Source organism: Streptomyces sp. NBC_01390 (assembly GCF_045040105.1).
Lineage (GTDB): Bacteria > Actinomycetota > Actinomycetes > Streptomycetales > Streptomycetaceae > Streptomyces.
Map to the genome: position 1 here is coordinate 1,014,805 of NZ_CP109551.1, position 13,608 is coordinate 1,028,412.

At 70.2% G+C, this 13,608-nt stretch carries 12 protein-coding genes; 10 read left to right on the forward strand and 2 right to left on the reverse strand.

Annotated features, from left to right (window positions below; translation table 11 throughout):
* The first annotated feature begins 18 nt into the window (after nucleotides 1-18).
* The 10 genes from OG241_RS04390 to OG241_RS04435 all read left to right on the forward strand — a co-directional run bounded on the left by OG241_RS04390 (nucleotide 19) and on the right by OG241_RS04435 (nucleotide 10,504).
* Nucleotides 19-1,185 carry a hypothetical protein gene (locus OG241_RS04390; protein WP_405813750.1) on the forward strand — a complete coding sequence of 389 codons (1,167 nt, stop codon included), beginning with the start codon at nucleotides 19-21 and terminating at the stop codon, nucleotides 1,183-1,185.
* Nucleotides 1,182-1,952 carry a WecB/TagA/CpsF family glycosyltransferase gene (locus OG241_RS04395; protein WP_405813751.1) on the forward strand — a complete coding sequence of 257 codons (771 nt, stop codon included), beginning with the start codon at nucleotides 1,182-1,184 and terminating at the stop codon, nucleotides 1,950-1,952. Before OG241_RS04390 ends, OG241_RS04395 begins: the two co-directional genes overlap by 4 nt.
* Entirely contained in the window at nucleotides 1,952-3,211 is a 1,260-nt protein-coding gene (locus OG241_RS04400; RefSeq protein WP_405813752.1) for a nucleotide sugar dehydrogenase, read from the forward strand. Before OG241_RS04395 ends, OG241_RS04400 begins: the two co-directional genes overlap by 1 nt.
* Before the next feature lie 3 nt (nucleotides 3,212-3,214).
* On the forward strand, nucleotides 3,215-4,348 hold the full coding sequence (gene wecB, locus OG241_RS04405) for a non-hydrolyzing UDP-N-acetylglucosamine 2-epimerase (RefSeq protein WP_405813753.1): 1,134 nt from the start codon (nucleotides 3,215-3,217) through the stop codon (nucleotides 4,346-4,348).
* Nucleotides 4,349-4,399: 51 nt separating this feature from the next.
* Entirely contained in the window at nucleotides 4,400-5,290 is an 891-nt protein-coding gene (locus tag OG241_RS04410; protein WP_405813755.1) for a chain length determinant protein, read from the forward strand.
* A complete protein-coding gene (locus OG241_RS04415; RefSeq protein WP_405813756.1) occupies nucleotides 5,253-6,803 on the forward strand; it encodes a lipopolysaccharide biosynthesis protein in 1,551 nt (516 codons plus the stop codon). The genes OG241_RS04410 and OG241_RS04415 overlap by 38 nt, the downstream gene beginning before the upstream one ends.
* Before the next feature lie 5 nt (nucleotides 6,804-6,808).
* Nucleotides 6,809-7,951, forward strand: a complete 1,143-nt coding sequence (locus OG241_RS04420; RefSeq protein ID WP_405813758.1) for a hypothetical protein — start codon at nucleotides 6,809-6,811, stop codon at nucleotides 7,949-7,951.
* Nucleotides 7,948-8,745: a glycosyltransferase family 2 protein gene (locus OG241_RS04425; protein WP_405813759.1), complete on the forward strand. Its 798-nt coding sequence runs from the start codon at nucleotides 7,948-7,950 to the stop codon at nucleotides 8,743-8,745. Before OG241_RS04420 ends, OG241_RS04425 begins: the two co-directional genes overlap by 4 nt.
* 101 nt (nucleotides 8,746-8,846) lie before the next feature.
* Nucleotides 8,847-9,524, forward strand: a complete 678-nt coding sequence (locus OG241_RS04430; RefSeq protein ID WP_405813760.1) for a class I SAM-dependent methyltransferase — start codon at nucleotides 8,847-8,849, stop codon at nucleotides 9,522-9,524.
* Nucleotides 9,518-10,504: a class I SAM-dependent methyltransferase gene (locus tag OG241_RS04435; RefSeq protein ID WP_405813762.1), complete on the forward strand. Its 987-nt coding sequence runs from the start codon at nucleotides 9,518-9,520 to the stop codon at nucleotides 10,502-10,504. The genes OG241_RS04430 and OG241_RS04435 overlap by 7 nt, the downstream gene beginning before the upstream one ends.
* Nucleotides 10,505-10,587: 83 nt before the next feature.
* Here OG241_RS04435 and OG241_RS04440 read toward each other — a convergent pair whose 3' ends face one another.
* The gene (locus OG241_RS04440; protein ID WP_405813764.1) at nucleotides 10,588-11,487 is read right to left on the reverse strand and encodes a glycosyltransferase family 2 protein; all 900 of its coding nucleotides are present in this window, start codon (nucleotides 11,485-11,487) and stop codon (nucleotides 10,588-10,590) included.
* A complete protein-coding gene (locus OG241_RS04445) occupies nucleotides 11,484-13,547 on the reverse strand; it encodes an O-antigen ligase family protein (RefSeq protein WP_405813766.1) in 2,064 nt (687 codons plus the stop codon). Before OG241_RS04445 ends, OG241_RS04440 begins: the two co-directional genes overlap by 4 nt.
* Nucleotides 13,548-13,608: the final 61 nt, after the last annotated feature.

A 13,608-nucleotide genomic window follows, 5' to 3' on the forward strand; every position in this document is an offset into this window, starting at 1 on the left:
GGTTGGTGTGCCCAAACCATGACCACCACACGTCTGGCAGCGCTCGGTCGTGAGGAACCGCCACTGCTCGCGCTGGCCCAGCGTCTCCTCACCGTCGCCGAGGCGGGACTTCCGTCGATGCTCCTTCCCGGCGGTGAGGCCTTCGTCTTCACCATGGCCGGGCGGGAAACCCCCGGCGGTTCCTGGACCTTGGAGCGGCGCGGGACCAGCACCCGGTACGCGGCCATCACCGTGCTGGGCGCCCAGTTCCTCCCCGAGGACCGCCAGCGCGCGGTGCTCGGCGGTCACACGGCCCAGGAGTTCACGGGGCTGCTGGTCCAGTCACTGCCCACGGTGACCAATCTCGGTGACGCGGCGCTGATCGCCTGGGCCGCCGCCGAGACCGACCACCCCAAGCTGTCCGACGCCCTCGCACGGCTGGACGCCCTGGATGACGAGGGTCGGCCGCAGTACACCGTCGAGGCGGCGTGGGTGCTGTCGGCGCTCGCGGCGGCTCGCAGCACGATGGATGTGGAGCAACGTTTCTCCGCAGCCCGGGACCGCCTTCTGCGGGCCCGCGTCGGGAACAGTCCACTGTTCCCCCACGCCACCGGGCCCGGCCTGGTGCCCTGGTACCGGTCTCATGTGAGCTGCTTCGCCGACCAGACGTACCCGCTCCAGGCCCTGGCCCGCGCACACGCGAGCGGCGACGGCGCCGGCGATCCGGAGGCACTGGCCGCCGCCGAGGCGTGCGCGGCCCGTATCTGCGAACTGCAGGGCGACGGCGGGCAGTGGTGGTGGCACTACGACGCACGCACCGGCGGTGTCGTGGAGGGCTACCCGGTCTACAGCGTCCACCAGCACGCGATGGCGCCGACCGCCCTGTTCGATCTGACCGACGCCGGCGGCAGCGACTTCGGCGCGGCGATCCGCAAGGGCCTGCGCTGGATGACGGACGTGCCCGAACTGGCCGCCGGGAACGAGGAACCGATGATCCTCGACGAACTCGGCGTCACCTGGCGCAAGGTCTACCGGGGTGACCCGAAGAAGGCGGTGCGCGCCGCCCGAGGACTCGGCACCCGAGTCGCTCCGAACCTCCGGCTCAAGGCCCTGGACCGGGTGTACCAGCCCGTCTCCGTGGACCGCGAATGCCGGCCGTACGAATTCGGCTGGATGCTCCACGCCTGGCTGGGGAGACGAATATGAGCGAGCGCCGGACCCTGTTCGGGGTCGAGCTGGACCCGCTGACCATGGACGAGACCGTCGAGCGCTGCCTCGAAGCCGTCCGTGACGGCAGACAGTTGGAGATCGGCGTCGTCAACGCCGCGAAGCTGGTGAACATGCGGCGCGACCAGCGGCTCGCCGACGCCGTGTCCGGCTGCGATCTCGTCGTCGCCGACGGACAGGCCGTCGTCTGGGCCGGCCGGGTGCTGCGCGCCCCGCTGCCGGAACGGGTCGCCGGTATCGACCTGTTCCTGCGGCTGCTGGCCGAGGCCGAGACGGCGGGCATCTCCGTGTACTTCCTCGGCGCCAAGGAAGAGGTGCTGGCGGAGATGGAGCGCCGGGTGGCCGACCGCTTCCCCGGCCTGAAGGTGGCCGGCAGCCGCAACGGCTACTTCGACGACTCCCAGCAGGAAGCCATCGCCGGCGCGATCGCCGACAGCGGCGCCCAGATGCTGTTCCTGGGCATGACCTCGCCGAAGAAGGAGATCTTCACCGCCGCGTACGGCGAACGCACCGGCGCCCGCGTCGTGCACGGCGTCGGCGGCTCCTTCGACATCCTCGCGGGGATCACGAAGCGGGCCCCCGAGAGCTGGCAGCGGCTGGGAGTCGAGTGGCTCTACCGCGCGCTGCAGGAGCCGCGCCGCCTGGGCCGGCGCTACCTCACCACCAATGCTGCCTTCGTCCTCATGACGGCGCGGGAGTTCTTCCGGCCCACCCCGTCACCCGCTACCGCGAACAGGAGCCACTGATGCGCGTCGTCGTGGTCGGACAGGGATACGTCGGCCTGCCTTTGGCCATCCGCGCCGCCGAGGTCGGACACGAGGTGATCGGCTACGACGTCGACTCGCGGCGGATCAAGACCCTCGCCGCCGGTGAGTCGTTCGTCGAGGACGTGTCCTCCGAGCGGATCCGCGCGGCACTGGACAACGGCTCGTACCGCCCGAGCGAAGCGGCCCGCGACTGCGGCGGTTTCGACATGGCCGTGGTGACCGTCCCGACCCCTCTGCACGAGGGCACGCCGGACCTGCGGTACATCAGGGACTCGGCGGTCACCCTCGCCCGGTATCTGCGCCCCGGAGCGACTGTCGTCCTGGAGTCGACGACGTATCCGGGCACCACCCAGGAGCTGTTCGCGCCGATCCTGGAGGACGGCTCGGGCCTGACCGCAGGCGCCGACTTCCACCTCGGGTACAGCCCGGAGCGGATCGACCCCGGAAACGCGGTCTGGGGCTTCAAGGAGACCCCGAAGGTCGTCTCCGGGGTCAACGAGGCCTCCCTCAAGGCAGTTCAGGACTTCTACGCGCAACTCGTCGACACCACGGTGCCGGTGAGCTCGCCCAAGGAGGCCGAACTCGCCAAGCTGCTGGAGAACACCTTCCGGCATGTGAACATCGCGCTGGTCAACGAGATCGCGATGTTCGCCCACCACTTGGACATCGACGTCTGGCAGGCCATCGACGCGGCCTCCACCAAGCCGTTCGGTTTCATGAAGTTCACGCCCGGACCGGGTGTCGGCGGCCACTGCCTGCCGATCGACCCCTCGTACCTGTCCTGGCGGGTGCAGCGTGAACTCGGCCAGAGCTTCCGCTTCGTGGAGCTGGCCAACGACATCAACAACCACATGCCCGAGTACGTGGCACGCCGGATCAGCGACCTCTTCAACGAGAGACGCCGGTCCGTGAACGGCTCGCGCGTCCTGCTGCTCGGTCTCGCGTACAAGAAGAACACCAGCGACGCCCGTGAGTCGCCGGCGCTGCGCATCTCCCAACTGCTGCTCGACATGGGGGCCCAGGTCAGGGCCGCGGATCCGCACGTGGTCGAGAGCCTGCCGGTGGACAGCCGTCTGGTACGGGTCGAACTGACCCCGGACGAGCTGACGGCCGCCGATGTGGTGGTCCTGCTCACCGACCACGACAGCTTCGACTACGAACTCGTGGCCGAACACGCCCCCTTTGTCCTCGACTGCCGCCGCCGGCTGTCCTCGGGGCCCACGATCGAGGTGCTCTGAGCCATGCCGCGAATCGTCTGCGTCGCCGGGGCGCGCCCCAACTACATGAAGATCAAACCGGTGATGGACGCCCTGGAACGCCGGGGCGCCGAGGTCGTCCTCGTCCACACCGGTCAGCACTACGACCCGGCCATGAACGACGTGTTCTTCGCCGACCTCGGCATCCGCCCGCCCGACCGCTTCCTCGGGGTCGGTTCGGGCAGCCACGCCGAGCAGACCGGACGCGTGATGACCGCGTTCGAGCCGCTCCTCGACGAGGTGTCCCCGGACATCGTCGTGGTGGTCGGGGACATCAACTCCACCCTGGCCTGCGCCCTGGTCACCGCGAAGGCCGGCCCGCTGCTCGCCCACGTCGAGTCGGGGCTGCGCAGCCGCGACTGGAGCATGCCGGAGGAGGTCAACCGCGTCGCCACCGACCGGGTCAGCGACTATCTGCTGGCCCCCTCCCCCGACGCCGCCGAGAACCTGCGCGCGGAGGGTTACCGGGACGACCAGATCCACCTGGTCGGCAACGTCATGATCGACACGTTGCTGGTCAACCTGGAGCGGGCCAGGGCCTCGGCCGTCCTGGACGAACACGGCCTCACCAAGGGCGAGTACGGCCTCGTCACCCTGCACCGGCCGGCCAATGTGGACGATCCCCAGGTGCTGACCGGGCTGCTGAAGGCCCTGGGGGAGATCGCCGGCCGTCTTCCGCTGGTGCTGCCCGTGCACCCGCGCGCCTCGCGGCGGCTGGCCGAGATCGGCGTCCCCGGGGGCATCCGGCTCGTACCGCCCGCCGGATACCTGGACTTCATCGCCCTGCAGGACTCCGCCCGCGTCGTGCTGACCGACTCCGGTGGCATCCAGGAGGAGACCACCGCGCTGGGCGTGCCCTGTGTGACGCTGCGGGACAACACCGAGCGGCCCATCACCGTCGAACAGGGCACCAATGTGCTGGCGGGCCGGGATCCTGCCCGGATCGTGTTCACCGTGAACCGGGTTCTGGACGCTCCGCCCGCGCCGCGCAGACCCGAACTGTGGGACGGCCACGCGAGCGAGCGCATCGCGGACGTGCTGCTGGAGGGGGGCACCGCGAGCACGCGGCGGAGACCGACCGACCTGCCGAGAGCCAAGGATCGAACGTTCCCCATATGATCCGCTTGAAACACATGCTCGTAGAACATTGGGCCGCAAGGGGGGACCACCATGGATCTCGCTGAGATCTTCCGGGTCATGCGCAGGCGCTGGTACGTCCTGCTGCCCGGACTGCTGCTGACCGCCGGTCTGGTGGCCGCCGTGGTGGTGGTCGTCCCGGTCACCTATCAGTCGCAGAGCACGGTGCAGCTGCTGAACTCCCCGAAGGCCACCGTCGCCTACGGCGGCAACCCCTTCCTGAGCACCCAGACGTCGCTCACGGGAATGGCCGACAGCCTGGCCCGCAACCTCAACTCCGACGACTCCGTCAGGGAACTCAAGTCCCGTGGCGCCACCGGTACGTTCGAGGCCAAGATCGCCGACAACGCCCAGGGGCCGCTCATGTGGCTCACGGTCACCGGCACCGGCAAGGCCTCTGTGCTGGCCTCGGACCGCATTCTGACGGCGTATGCCAAGGACCGGCTGGAGCAGTTCCAGAAGCAGCAGTCGGTCGAACCGAAGGCCATGATCCAGATGATGACGATCGTGGTCCCGCAGCCGCCGATGGCACAGACCAAGACCCGGCTCGAATACATGATCATGGCCGGGGCCGGAGGTCTGGTCCTGACCCTGGCCGCTTCCTTCTATGTGGAGGCACGCCGCCGGTCGCGCCCGCAGGTGCAGGCGCCTGTGCGCTCGGAAGAACCCGAGCAGCCGGCCGAAGTGCCCGAACCTGCGGCCGATTCCCGTGTCACCGCCCCTCGGCCGTCGGCCGAGGAGTCGCCCGCGGAACGGACCATCGCTCTGCGGACCCCGCCCGCCTGGGCACGGTCCGCCGTGAACAGTCCCCCCGCGGAGCCGAGGACGGGACGGACCGCCACGGTCGTGGCACCCGCCGCCGAGCCGCTCGACGAGGAGTCGACTCATGGACAGCGTTCGCACACCGGACAGCGAGACCGCTGAACCGAGCGACACTCCCGCTCCGGCCGCCGCCTCCCTGGGCGGGAAGGTCCGTTCCGCCGCGCGCTGGAGCCTGATCAACACCGTCGTGATGCGGCTGGGCAACTTCGCGACCGGCATCCTGCTGGCGCGCTTCGCCCTCGGGCCGGCGGAGTGGGGCGTCTACGGCATCTCCCAGACCGTGCTGCTGGTCCTGCTGTCCGCGAACGAGCTGGGCGTGGGCCTGGCCATCGTGCGCTGGGAGGGCGACGCACGGCGGTTCGCGCCGACCGTGCTGACCCTCAGCGCCCTCTCCAGCAGCGTGCTGTACGTGGCGCTGTTCGCGGCGGCACCGACGGTGGCGGGCCTGCTCGGCTCGCCGGACGCCGCGGGTGTGCTTCGGGTGATGTGCCTGTGTGTGGTGATCGACGGGATCGCGCAGGTGCCGGCCGGCTTCCTCACCCGTGAGTTCGCCCAGGGCAAGCGGATGATCATCGACGGGCTCAACTTCGTGGCCAGCACGGCGGTGACGCTGCTGCTGGCCTTCGAGGGCTGGGGTGCGATGAGCTTCGCCTGGGGAGCCGTGGCGGGGAACGTCGTGGCGCTGGTCGGCTGCGGGCTGGCGGCTCCGGGCACCCTGAAGTTCGGCTGGGACCCCGGCCAGGCCCGGGCGCTGCTCAGGTTCGGGCTTCCGCTGGCGGGGGCGAGCATGCTGGCCCTCGCGGTGGTCAACGTCGACACCATGGTGGTGGGCGCGACGCTGGGCAACGTGGCTCTGGGCTTCTACGTCCTCGCCTTCAACATGTCCGGCTGGCCCGTGCGGATCATCTCCGAGGCCGCTCGCCGGGTCTCCTTCGCCGGCTTCTCCCGCCTGGCGGACTCGCCGCAGGCGCTGGCCCAGGGCTTCAGCCGCGCACTGGGTGTGGTGATCACCGGCACCGTCCCGCTCTGCGTCCTGCTCGCCTGCCTCGCCGAGCCGGCCATCGTGACGATCTACGGAGACCAGTGGGGCCCCGCCGCCGCGGCACTGCCCTGGCTGATGGTCCTCGGTCTGATCCGCATCGGCAGCGAACTCGCCTACGACTGTCTGGTCGCCATCGGCCAGCGCCGGTCGCTCTTCCTGGTGCAGGGTCTGTGGCTGGCGGCCCTGGTGCCGGTACTGCTCGTCGCCGCCCGGCTGCACGGCATCGTGGGCGTCTCACAGGCCCATGTCCTGGTCGCCGGCGGCCTGGTGGTGCCGGTGTTCCTGGTCGCCCTCCGCCGTGGCGGCATCGGTTTCGGCCGGGTCGCCGCCGCCTGTGCGTGGCCCTTCTTCGGCGGGGCCGTGATGGCCGGGATCGTCCTCGGTCTGCAGCGCCTGTTCGGCGACGGGCGGCTCGCCCTGCTCGCCATCAGCGCGATCGCCCTGGCCGGTTACACGCTGTGCGTCCTGCCCAGCCGTGACTTCCTGCGCGGCGTCGGCCGCGGCGAGCGGCCCCACCGCGGCCGGCACCGGTCCCCCGCTCCCGTCCGGCACACCCAGAAGGACTTGAGGTGAACCCGATGTCACGGCGCATCAGCCGGAACTCGCTCATGGGACTACTGCTCGCGGCCCTGCTGGCGGTCCTGGGCTCGGCCTGCTCGGGATCGGACCGGTCCGTGTCGCAGGACTGCCCGAAGGACGGGCCGACCTGCCGTACGACCGGATCCTCGGCGTCACCGAGCCCGGACCCGTCGCCCACGGTCGACGTGACGACGAGCACTCCCACCGCCTCGCCGTCCCCGACGGTGAAGCCCACACCGACCAAGGCGCCCACCGCGACGAAGAAGCCCAGGGCGACGGCGGGGGCCACAAGCGCGTCCGGCGCTCCCGCGGCCAGGACCAACTGCGCCTCGCCCGGCGACTGCGGCTTCCCCGACGCCGACACGACCGGTCCGCGCATCGCCCTCAAGGCCAAGAAGACCGGGTACTGGGCGATCCGTACCGACGGGCTCGTCATCCGGGGCCAGGACATCACCGGCACGCTCGACATCTACGCGAACAACGTCACCGTCATCGACACCAGGATCACCTCGGACAGCTGGTGGGGCATCAACCTGCGCCCCGGATACAGCGGCCTGAAGGTTCTGCACTCCACGATCACGGCCGTACCCGGCAAGGGTCCGGACAACGGCGGCGTCGACTACGCGGTGTCCAACATGGGGGTCAGCTCCATCGAGGTCGGCTGGTGCGACGTCTCGGTGTTCGGCGACGCCCTGTCCATGGGGCAGGGGAACCTGCACGACAACTACGTGCACGACATCGTGCCGTTCATCAACCTGGGCGGCGAGTGGCAGCACACCAACACGGTGATCAGCGGCGGCGGCAACACCGGGCATCTGATCATCCGCCACAACACCCTGCTGAACCCGACCAGCCTCAAGCAGGGTGCCTCCGGCAGCATCGGCCTCTTCGCCGACACCGGGGTGGTCCGCAACGTCACCGTGGACGACAACTGGATAGCCGGCGGCGCGTACGCCCTGTACGGCGGAGACACCGGCGCCACCGGAATCAGGGTCACCGACAACATCTTCTCCACCGAGTACCACCCCGGGTCCGGCGGCTACGGCGTGGTCGCCCACTGGAACGCGGGCGGCGCCGGGAACGTGTGGAGCAACAACCGGATGTCCGACGGCCGCCTGGTCAAGCCGGAGCCGGCGTCGTGAGCGGGGTGGTGCGCAGGGTCGCACGGGCGCCCTGGACGCTGCTCAAGGCGGTGTTCGGCTGGCTGGTGCTGTTCGAGGTCAGGAACAAGGTCATGCTGGCCCACACCGCGGTGCGGCTTCGCCGGATCGAGGACGCCGAGACCCGGCGGCTGGCCGCCGGCCTGCCGACGCCGCCCTCGGCGCTGGTCGCCACGGTGATCGCCACCCACCGACGTCCCGAGGCGCTGCGTGCCGCGGTGCGCTCGGCTCTGGACCAGACCGTGTCCGACCAGGTCGTCGTCGTGGTCGACGACGGCGCCGGCCTGGCCGAACTCCCGGACGACCCAAGGCTGTTCGCCGTCTCCCTGGCAGCCAACACCGGGGTCGCGGGAGTCGTGCGCAATGTGGGCATCCGCCTCAGCCGCTCTCGGTACGTGGCGTTCCTGGACGACGACAACCTGTGGGAACCCGACCATCTGGAACGGACGCTGGCGGTCCTGGAGTCCCCGGACGGGCCCGACGGCGTGTACACGGCGCTGCGCCGCGTCCTGCCCGACGGCAGCGAGAAGGACGTCCTGTCGGTGCCCTACGACCGGCGCAGGGCGGCCCGTGAGTCCTTCCTGGACACCAACGCCTTCGTCGCCCGACGCGATCGCTCCCTGCGCTTCAGCCGGCTGCGCCGGACACCGGAGGTGATGCCCCGCGAGGACTGGGAGCTGATCCACCGGTACGCGCGCGGGCACCGGGTGGTCCATGTGCCGCATCCCACCGTCCGATACCTGGTGAACCCGGCCAGCTTCTACACCCAGTGGTGACAGCGGGATGAATCGCCCCTGCCGCCCCGACCATTGCTCCGACGACGAATACTCCTCCGACCGTTGCTCCTCTCCCGTTCCGAACACAGGTGGTTGATCCCATGCCCCGCTCCCGCGCCCTCAGGAACAAGTTCGTCGACGCGCCCGGTTCGCTGGGCGAACGCATGCGCGTCGCCCGCTGGGAGCGGTTCCGGCGCTGCTTCCCCGGCATCGAGAACATGAGCGTCCTCGACCTGGGCGGGACGGCCGAGATGTGGCTGCGCGCACCGGTGCGCGCGAAGCACGTCCACCTGATCAACCTGCAGGAGCACCCCGCCGAACTCCCGGACTGGATCACCGCGGAGGTCGCCGACGTCACCGACGAGGCGGTCGCCGCCGAGCTGAGCGCCAAGGGCGGTTACGACCTGGTGTTCTCCAACTCGACCATCGAGCACGTGGGCGGCCACAGCCAGCGCCGCAAGTTCGTCTCGGCCGTGGAGTCCCTGGCGCCGCTGCACTGGATCCAGACGCCGTACCGCTACTTCCCCGTCGAGCCCCACTTCGTGGCGCCCGGCTTCCAGTTCCTGCCGCTGGCCGCCAGGGCACGTCTCGTACGGCGCTGGCCGCTCGTCCACAGCCGCCCCGACAGCCCGGAGTCGGCGATGGACGCGGTGATCAACATCGAGCTGCTCACCCGCACCGAAATGCGCTACCTGTTCCCCAGGTCGGTGTTGCTCAGCGAGCGGGTGCTCGGTGCCCCGAAGTCACTCATAGCCGTCAGAACGGAGCCCGTATGCTGAACAACCTGATCAACAGACATGACGCGGACCGGTTACTGCGCAAGGTACGGCGGTTGGAACTCGACCCGGTACTCACCAAGTTGCGGGTGCGGGGCGGCGCGCGGGTGGTCCGGCACTGGTCCCGGGTCGACCCGTCGCTGACCGAATGGTGGGCGATACCGGCGGTCGTCAAACGCTGGAACCTGCTGATGACCGGCGACCCCGACACCTCCTTTCCCGAGTACGTGGCCGCCAAGCACTTCGCGCCGCGCACCGATCTGCGCGGCCTGTCGCTCGGGTGTGGCACCGGCGGCAATGAGCTTCTCTGGGCGAAGACCGGCGCTTTCTCCCTCCTGGCGGGCGTGGACGTGGCGCCCGAGCGCATCGACTTCGCCACCCGCGCCGCCGCCGAGCACGGCCTCGCCGACGTCCTGCGCTTCCGGGTCACCGACGTCAACCGGATGACCGCCGACGGGGAACGCTTCGACGTACTCCTCGGCCTCCAGTCCCTGCACCACTTCGACGACCTCGACGCCGGCCTGCCGAGGCTTGCCGGGCTCATCGAACCCGACGGCATGTTCGTGGTCGACGAGTTCGTCGGCCCCACCCGGTTCCAGTGGACAGACGAACAACTGGACGCGGCGAACGTTCTGCTGGCCCAGCTCCCCGAGGAGCGGCGGCGCCAGGCCGACGGCCGGATCAAGCGCCGGGTCGTGCGGCCCAGCAGGCTGTCGATGGTGCTGGACGATCCCTCGGAGGCGGTCGACGCGGCGGCGCTGCTGCCGGGCCTGCGGCGCGAGTTCGACGTCGTCGAGGAACGGCCGTACGGGGGCACGGTGTTGCACATCGCGTTCTCGGGGATCGCGCACAACTTCCTTGACCAGGAGCCCGAGACGTTGGCGCTGCTGGAACGGTGTTTTGCTTTGGAGGACGCGGTTCTCCCTGGCGTGGGGCACGATTTTGTCGCGATGGTGTGCCGGCCTCGGAGTGGTACGGGCTGAGGGGTGTCGGCCGAGTGCTGCGCCGTCGTGGCTTGTCGCGCCCACGCGGCGGAGCCGCAGATGGATACAGCCTCGCGCCCCTTTTAGGGGGCCGGGGTCTTGTTCAGGGCGCCCGGTGTTGCCAGTGCAGTTGCCGCTGCGCGGGCTGCCGGGCGGCCCAGGGCGGCGCGTGAGGTCTCCCGGAGGAGGACGGCGGTGCGGAAGGCCGCCGTGGCGAGGGGGCCGTGGCGCCGGCGGTAGAGGCGGACCCGGTTGAGGGTGAGGATGGTCCAGAGGCGGGGCGACACCTGGGAGTCGCCGCCCAGGTGGACGGCCTCGGCCGTCGGCTCCAGCTGGGTGGCGTAGCCGAGGTCCCGCGCGCGCAGGCAGTACTCGGTCTCCTCCGAGTAGAGGAAGAAGGACTCGTCCCACAGGCCGCAGGCAGCCAGACAGTCCCCCGAGATGGCCATGAGGGCGCCGGTCGCCCAGTCCGCGCGCGTGGGCCGCTGATACGCGGCGGGGTCGGTCACGAGCTCGCTCAGGCGCGGGAAGCGTCCGGCGCGGGTGTTTCCGATGAGGGCCTCGCCGAGTGCCCGGGTCACACTCGACTCGCGGCGCAGGGAGTGGTGGGGCGTGTCCCGGCCCTCTTCGTACAGGAGCGGTACGGCGATCCCGACACCGTCGCCGAGACTGTCGACGAGGCGTTTGGCGCAGCCCTCCCGCATCCGGATGTCGGGGTTGCAGATGAGTACGCTCCCGTACTCACCGGCGGCGCCCAGTGCCGCGTTGACCCCGGCCGCGTAGCCGGCGTTGCGGCCGGTTCGGACGACGGTGGCGTCGGGGGCCAGCTCGCGGAGCACCGCGACGGTGTCGTCGGCGGAGTCGTTGTCGGCGACGACGAGCCGCCAGTCGAGGCCGGCCATGCCGTCGGGGAGTGCGGCGAGGAACCCGGGAAGCACCGAGGCGCTGTTCCAGGTGACGACGATGACGGCGACGGGACTCATCGGGACTCCGCGAGTTGGGGGACCTGGGCCTCGGATGCCTTACGGGGTGCGGGGACCGGTACGGCTGCGTCCGCCGCTGCCGCTGCCGCTGCCGCCGCCTCGGCCGCCTCGCGGCGGATGAAGCCGAGGTAGCTGCCGCCGGCGCCCAGGGTCAGGAAGAACATTCCGGCGTACATGGGGAAGCTGAGCGCGTCGAAGGTGGCGCTGATGACCAGGGCGACCAGTGCCGAGGCGAGGAACGCCTGTCCGAGTTCCCGGTCGGATTCGGTGCGGGCGAGCCGGCGGACGGCACCGCCGGTGTGGATCCCGGTGACGAACAGGGCGAGCAGCGCGACGAGGCCCACGATGCCCATCTCGGCCAGAGTCAGCATGTACTGGTTGTCGGTGAAGAAGTACAGGTCGGGGGTGAAGGTGCCGAAGCCGCGTCCGAACCAGGGGTGTTCGTCGAGATAGGGGACGATCGCGCTGTACTTGACGGTGCGTGCCTGGGTGCTGCTGTCGGAACCGGCGAAGAAGGTCGCGAACAGGTTGGTGATGGTGCCGATCAGCCCGGGAATGATCACCTTGAAGCCGGCCACCGAACCCAGGATGATCCCGATCGCGGCCCAGCGACGCGCCGGCTTCCAGCGGGGCACCATCACCAGGATCACGATGGCGGCGCCGATGATGGACGTCCTGGACACCGTCAGCGGAAGGGCGCCCGCCATGATCGCCACCGGGGCCCAGCGGCGCAGCGCGCCGGCGTGACGGCGTACCGGATCGAACGCCTGGTGGACGGCGAAGGGAACCAGGATGGCCAGCATCCCGCCGAACTCCAGCGGGTGGGCCGTGGTGGAGCGCGGGCGGGTGAACGAGCCGCGGTCCATGGCGCTGATCCCGGCGGTGCTGGACTGCAGGCCGGGGATGTGGATGGAGTCGGCGATGTTGGTCGCCGCGAAGAAGTCGTAGTAGCCGATCAGGGCGACCACCGTGCCCAGGACGACGAGCCGGCGCATCAGGGTCTCCAGCCGGTCGCGCTCCTGGATACCGGCCGAGGCCAGCACCACCAGCGCCACCCACACCCCGAGTCCGATGAGCCCCCGGTCGGCTCCGAGGACCTCCTCGTGCGAGCTCTCGCGGCTGGCGTCCGCGAGGTACGACAGCAGTACCGCGACGGCGAGGAGGCACATCGCCACGCGCGGCAGCCTGGTGCCCTGGGCGGGACGGATACGGCCGCCGAGCCAGGTGGCGAGATACCAGAGAAGTCCCAGCAGGGCGAAGACGTTGGCGGGGGTGCCGACGCCGCCCAGCGCGGGCAGGGTGAGGTTCGACGGGACGAAGAAGGCCAGCACCAGATAGCCGCTGAGGATCGTCGTCGCGTCCAGCTTCCGCACCAGCAGGCCTCTGGGCGCCCGCTCGGGGGGCTTGACGCGATGGCGCCGGGGAACGTATCCGGCCGTGGCGCGACCGCGCCGGCGGACCACGGCGACGCCCTCGGCCAGGATGGACAGCAGGAACGCGCTGACCATCCCGACGATGAGCACCATCGCGATGTTCTGGTACCGGGCCTTCGACTGAGAGACCGGTGTCTGCGGCAGCACGACCGGCGCGGCCTGCACGGAGTACTTCGCCGGCACCTTGGAGGCGGCCTGCAGGGCCTTCAGCTGCTCGGCGGTGAAGTTGGTGAGGGTGGTGGTCTCCCGCAGCACCTTCGCCCGGTCGGTGCCGGTGACGCCCAGGGTGAGCAGCGGGCTGTCGGCCTCGGGCGCGAAGCCGACCGTGTACCGGTCGGTGACGCCGCGGGAGTGCAGTTCCTTGGCCGAGTCGCTCGACTGGAGTGTCCTGATGAGCACATCGGCCGTGACGACCAGCGAACCGCCCGCGTTCGATATGGGGTTGCCGAAGGTGGGTGCCAGATCGGCGACCGCGGTGGAGTCGAGCAGCGTGACGGAACTCTGCGACTCGTAGGACACCGGGATGGTCCGGTACAGATATCCGCCCGCGAACAGACTGAGCAGGGTGAGGGGCACCATGAAGTACCAACGCCTGCACATGATCGCCCAGATGTCGCCAAGGCTCATGACTTCTCCCCCCGGCCCGGTGCCGCGTGACCGCACGTCCGGGCTCCGGCCAAGCATAGGC